This is a genomic window from Acinetobacter towneri DSM 14962 = CIP 107472 (genome assembly GCF_000368785.1).
Classification (GTDB): domain Bacteria; phylum Pseudomonadota; class Gammaproteobacteria; order Pseudomonadales; family Moraxellaceae; genus Acinetobacter; species Acinetobacter towneri.
The window spans coordinates 1-1,851 of sequence record NZ_KB849673.1; the positions used below are offsets into that span (position 1 = coordinate 1).

Genomic DNA, 1,851 nt, shown 5'->3' on the forward strand with positions numbered 1-1,851 from the left:
TTTAAATGGACGTTTTCCTGACATAAATGGACGTTTTCCTGACATAGATAGATCTTCCATTAGTGGACATTAAGTGTTAATGTCCACTAATAATATTTGTTTCTCTGATCACAACATGGCAAATGTAATTTATAAAGATAATAACTTGATTGAAGCATCTTATGCGTTGACTCTGTCAGAACAACGCTTAATTTTAGTTGCAATTATTGCAGCCAGGGAAATTGAAAAAGAGCTTACATCGGATACATTGCTAACAATACACGCATCTGAATACATGAAGCACTTTAATTTGGGTCGTCAAGCGGCCTATGAGGCTCTTCAAGGAGCATGTGATAACTTATTTGAACGTAGACTCACCTATAAGGCCATAGATCCTGTTACAGGTAAACCTGCAGTCTACAAAAGCCGTTGGGTGTCAAAAGTTGGCTATGTTAAAGAAGCTGCATGCGCTCAACTAATTTTTGCTCCTGATATTTTACAGCTTTTTGTAAAACTTGAAGAAAAGTTTACTCGTTATGAATTAAAGCAAATTTCTCAATTATCTAGTGTATACGCTATACGGCTGTATGAACTTTTGATTAGATGGCGTAGCAAAGGCAAGCTATATATTAGTATGGTTGAATTGCGTGATAAGTTAGGTCTACTTGAAAATGAATATAAAACCATGGGAGATTTCAAAAAGCGTGTATTGACGGTTGCCATAGATCAAATTAATAAACTTACTGATATCGACGTAAGTTATGAGCAGAAGAAAGAAGGAAGAACAATTACACATATCGAATTTTCTTTTAATCAAAAAGCTTCCTTAATTATTAGTGATAAGGTACTGGAACCGACATATCAGCTGACCCCAAAACAATCTATATTTTTCGCTCAAAAATTGTGTGACCTTATCAAATATCCCGAATTCGGGGGTAAATATGCCAATGTAGGCGAAGAGATCGAAGCGTTTAAAGAAAGGATTTCACTTGAACTTCTCGACCCCGAAAAGGTAAAAAAGTATTATTCTGATTTGTTAAAAGTGGGCTATAAAGAAAAATATAAATCAGAAAAGTTATCGTAACCTGAATAATAGAAATTCTTATTTTGAACACTACCAACCTACAGGAAAAATTTAGTCTGCCCTGGTAATGAATAACGCTAAACTTGCAGACTGTAAGATTTGAAGTGAGGAACCGACCCAAGTTTCTCTGCTACTGATCATGAACTTCAAATTATGGGCTGTTTTTATTCTTGGGTGCTTTCAAATAAAGAGCATGGCATGTGCGATATGTATTTTGTGCCTGAGCAATTCCTGAGAACTTCTACGCTTTTTCATCCAAACCTTTACTGAAGCTGTTTGATATTTTTAACAGCGCATTATAGTCAATCACACTGAAGACCTACGCATTGGTTTCCACGGCAGTTACTCCACCATCCTGCATAAGTCTTTTCCATTTAAACAGCAAACGTGGTGAGATGCCATACTGTCTGGCAACAGAGGGAACGGATGAGCCTGGTTGCATGGTCATGGCAACAAATTGGGCTTTTTCCTGACCTGAATAACGTCGACGACGCTGCACCGATGTAATAACTTCAATACGTTCCATAGAACACTCCTTAACCCTAGTGCTATGACTAGGTCTTAATTGAGAAGTGTCCGTTTTAACTGGGGCTATTACATAAACCGCCAGGGATTGATCTGTAATGAACATAAAGCTATAAACTTACTTACTTACTTACTTACTTAACTTACTTAACTTATATAACTTCCAAGAGAGTTATGGGATGGGAAACTACTTCCTGTCGTTCTTGTCAGGGATTTGTCCATATATGGAAGTGCATTGTTAAGAATGAAAGATCTCTCTGGCC

Annotated in this window: 1 protein-coding gene and 1 pseudogene; one reads left to right on the forward strand and one right to left on the reverse strand. The window is 37.0% G+C overall.

The genetic code is table 11. The features are described 5' to 3' along the window. Positions 1-115 precede the first annotated feature (115 nt). A complete protein-coding gene (gene repM / locus F947_RS00240) occupies positions 116-1,063 on the forward strand; it encodes a replication initiation protein RepM (protein WP_026438551.1) in 948 nt (315 codons plus the stop codon). Between the two features lie 328 nt (positions 1,064-1,391). On the opposite strand, the pseudogene F947_RS00245 reads toward repM, so the two are convergent. Then, a pseudogene (locus F947_RS00245) lies at positions 1,392-1,589 on the reverse strand (transposase); the annotation flags it as partial. Positions 1,590-1,851: the final 262 nt, after the last annotated feature.

Bases quoted from the DNA above. Each gene is read 5' to 3' on its own strand.
- repM (WP_026438551.1), top strand. From the start codon at position 116: ATGGCAAATGTAATTTATAAAGATAATAACTTGATTGAAGCATCTTAT.